Origin of the sequence: Corallococcus llansteffanensis, from assembly GCF_003612055.1 — a bacterium.
Classification (GTDB): Bacteria; Myxococcota; Myxococcia; order Myxococcales; family Myxococcaceae; genus Corallococcus; species Corallococcus llansteffanensis.
Genome location: NZ_RAWB01000811.1, coordinates 1 through 3,400, shown reverse-complemented (window position 1 = coordinate 3,400; position 3,400 = coordinate 1). Strand labels below are relative to the sequence as shown.

Genomic DNA, 3,400 nt, shown 5'->3' with positions numbered 1-3,400 from the left:
CACCTTCTCCGGGCCCTCCCCACCCACCAGTTTCTCCGCCAGGAATCCAACGGGAGGGGACAGGCATGGGTTGGGCGGTACTCACGGGACTGCTGCTGACGGGCATGACGGCCGCGACACCGCCCACGGCCATTCCGGTGCGGGGAGGCAACGCGCTGACGCTGCCCGCGCACCGGCACATCGTCCGGGTGTCCCGCAGCGAGGGCTCCGTGCTGCTCGCCGCGGTGCAACAGGGCGGACAGGACGGACACGGGCTGCGCATGTTCCGCAGCGACAACGGCGGTAGCAGCTGGAAGCTGGAGGGCGTCATCCACGACGGCTCCTCCTACGACCGCGCGGACCTCATCGTGGTGGGACGGGACGTGGCGCTCGTCTACGCAGTGGAGACGCCGGACAGCCAGGGCATCGGCGGCTCCACCAGCCGGGACGTGTACTTCCAGTGGTGGCGCTACAGCTCCTCGAAGAACCGCTGGAGCCCCGAGTCCGCGGTGCGCGTCTTCGACTCCACCAGCTCCAGCACCGCGTACTACCGCGCGGAGCTGGCGAGGGACTCGAAGGGCCGGCTGTGGGTGCAGGCCTTCTTCCGCGAGAAGGACGCCAGCAACACGCTGAGCATCGCGGTCAGCAGCGACGGCGGCTCCACCTTCCGCGAACAGTCCGCGCTCGCGCGCGACATCTCCAAGCGCGGCGGTGGCCGGCTGGTGCACCTGGGCAGCCGCATGATGATGCTGTGGGCCTCCCACAGCGGCTCCGACAGCACGCGCTACCGGATCCGCGACGACAGCGCGTCGCTGTCCTCCTGGTCCTCCACGCGCACCGCCTTCTCCGACGGCATCTACCACGGCGCGGCGCTGAGCGCGGTGGCGGACGGGAGCGGCGGCCTGCACCTGGTCTACAAGGACAACTCCGAGCGCCTGATGTACCGCCGCTTCAACGGCAGCAGCTTCGGCTCCGCGGTGCGCGTGCTGGAGGACGGGGACTGGGCCTCGCAGCCGGCGCTCACCCGCGTGGGCAGCAGCCTGTACCTCTTCTACAACCAGCTCCGGAGCGACGGCAGCGGGTACCGGCTGTGGGTCCGCGCGCTCTCCTCCAGCGGCAAGCCGGGCGCGGGCAAGGAGCTCGCGTCGGTGTCCGGCTTCGCGGGCTACCCGGCCGCGCCGGAGGTGCTGCCCTCGGGCGTGCCGCTGGTGGCCCTCTTCGGCATCGAGCCCTCGTCCGGCTCCAGCTACCGGGTGTCGTTCTTCTCCACCAGCACGTCGTCGCTCAAGTCCAGCGCGGTGGCCGCGAAGGAGTCCCCGTCCCACGACGAGGCTGGGGACGCGCGCGTCGCGGCCACCGGAGGCTCGGGTGGACCGCCCTCGTCCGGCCCGACGCCCCAGGACCCCGGCACGCTGGGCAGCGCGCTGACGGGCCCGTCCCAGGAGGCGGTGGCCGTCGGGTGTGGCGGTGCCAGCGCGATGTTCGCGGTGTTGCTGACCCTGAGCCTGATGGAGCTGGGACGTCGCCTCCCCACCCGGGCCCTGCGCTTCTAGCGCGGGCCGCCAAGGCTCGGAGACCGGAGACCGGAGACCGGAGAGGACGGTGCGCGCGGGCGGGGTCCCCGGGAGTCATCCCGAGGGGCACCGCCCGTGGGCGCGTCTCCCGGCAGAGGGGAGACGCATAGCCCGTTCGCGCGAACGGCCTACGTCGTCGTAGGAGGCGTCGCGGTGTCCTGCTCGTCGCCCGTATCGTCGTCGGCGTCGTCCGAACCCGTGTCGTCGGCGTCGACCGGCGCCGTGGAGGCTCCGTCCGCGGCCGGGTGGTGGCCCCCTTCCGGGTGCGGCTTCTTCTGGCTCGGCGGCGAGGACTTGCGAGCGGCCGCGGCGGCCTGGCGCGCGAGTTCACGGGCCTTCTGCGCGACCTTCGGCGTGGGCGCGAGGATCATGAACATCTGCCGGCCTTCCATGCGCGGCATCTGCTCGGCGACGGCCACGTCCTTCAGGTCCTTCACGACGTCATCGAGGATGGCGCTGCCCAACTCCTTGTGCGTGATTTCACGCCCGCGGAACTGGATGACGACCTTGGCCTTGTTGCCCTCTTCGATGAACCGGCGGGTGTTGCGCACCTTGAACTCGTAGTCGTGCTCCTCCGTCTTGGGACGGAGCTTCACTTCCTTGAGCTGGATGACCACCTGCGTGCGCTTCGCGTCCGAGGCCTTCTTCTTCTCCTCGTACTTGAACTTGCCGTAGTCCATGATCTTGCAGACCGGCGGCTTGGCCATGGGGCTGACTTCGACCAGGTCGAGCCCCTCGGTTCGGGACCGCTCCAGGGCGGCCTCGATGGTCATGACCCCGAGCTGCGACCCGTCGGAGCCCACGACACGGACTTCCCGCGCGCGGATGCGGCGGTTGGTTCTCTGGTCCCTGTTGGGACCGCGACTGTTTCTCTGTTCGCGAATGATGTGAACATCCTCCAAAAAGGGTTGCAGACCCACCACCCGTGAAGATGTGGCGGGCCCTTCAAAGTGGCAGGCCCTACGGTGTGTACGGCAGTCAGCCTGTCCGACTCCCGATCGGGACGGTAGGCCTTCTGCCCCGAAAGCGTCAGGAAGCACGCCTTCTGGCCAGCCAGGCAGGGAGACGTGCAACGGACTCTACCCGGTTCACGACCCCCCAAGGCAAGGTAACGCGGGCGCGTCCCCATTCCCACGACCCGGTGTTGCCTAGGATGCGCCCCATGGCGAAACGGTCCATGGCGTCCCTCCGCATCCCCAGGAGATGCCGACCCCTCGGGGCGGTTGCGCTCGCGGCGCTGCTGCTGCCTGCCTGCCTGCCCGTCTCCCACCCGCCAGAGCCGGCTCCTCCGGTGGACTCCAGCGCCCGGGCCATCGTCCAGGGCACGGACGCGCCCGGGGACGCCGCCGCGGTGGCGCTGGTGGCCCGGCGCACGCGCTGTGGGGGGGAGCCGCCGGTGCTCCTCTGCTCGGGCGCCCTCATCGCCCCGGACGTGGTGCTGACGGCGGCGCACTGCCTGGCCGTGTTCGGGGAGGCGGGGCCCTACGAAGTCTTCCTCGGACAGACCCTGCTCCCGGAGCCTGGAGGCCGGTTCGTGCGCGTCACGAGGGCGGTGTCCCACCCTGGCCATGTCCCGGCCACGCACGCCTACGACGCGGCCCTGCTGCGGCTGGCCACGCCCGTGAACGACGTCCCGCCCTTCCGCCTGCCGGGGGCATCCGACGCCCCGGTGGTGGGGAGCGCCGTGCGGGCGGTGGGCTACGGGGACACGAAGGACGCGGCCCGGCCCTCGGGTCAGCGGCGCCAGGGGCAGCTCCAGGTGACGGGCGTGGCCCCGGCCTCCTTCCAGGCGGGACCCGCGCCGGGGATGAGCTGCGTGGGCGACAGCGGAGGGCCAGTCCTGGGGG

3 protein-coding genes are annotated in these 3,400 nt (G+C 71.2%); 2 read left to right on the top strand and 1 reads right to left on the bottom strand.

Annotated elements, in window-relative coordinates; all coding sequences use genetic code 11:
- Positions 1-65 precede the first annotated feature (65 nt).
- A complete protein-coding gene (locus tag D7V93_RS40560; RefSeq protein ID WP_120648361.1) occupies positions 66-1,532 on the top strand; it encodes a hypothetical protein in 1,467 nt (488 codons plus the stop codon).
- A gap of 149 nt (positions 1,533-1,681) precedes the next feature.
- Here the strand turns inward: D7V93_RS40560 and infC are convergent, their stop codons facing one another.
- On the bottom strand, positions 1,682-2,440 hold the full coding sequence (gene infC, locus D7V93_RS40555; RefSeq protein ID WP_120648362.1) for a translation initiation factor IF-3: 759 nt from the start codon (positions 2,438-2,440) through the stop codon (positions 1,682-1,684).
- A gap of 275 nt (positions 2,441-2,715) precedes the next feature.
- Between infC and D7V93_RS40550 the strand changes: the two genes are divergently transcribed.
- The coding region (locus tag D7V93_RS40550; RefSeq protein ID WP_244237807.1) for a S1 family peptidase at positions 2,716-3,400 on the top strand (685 nt) is incomplete at its 3' end.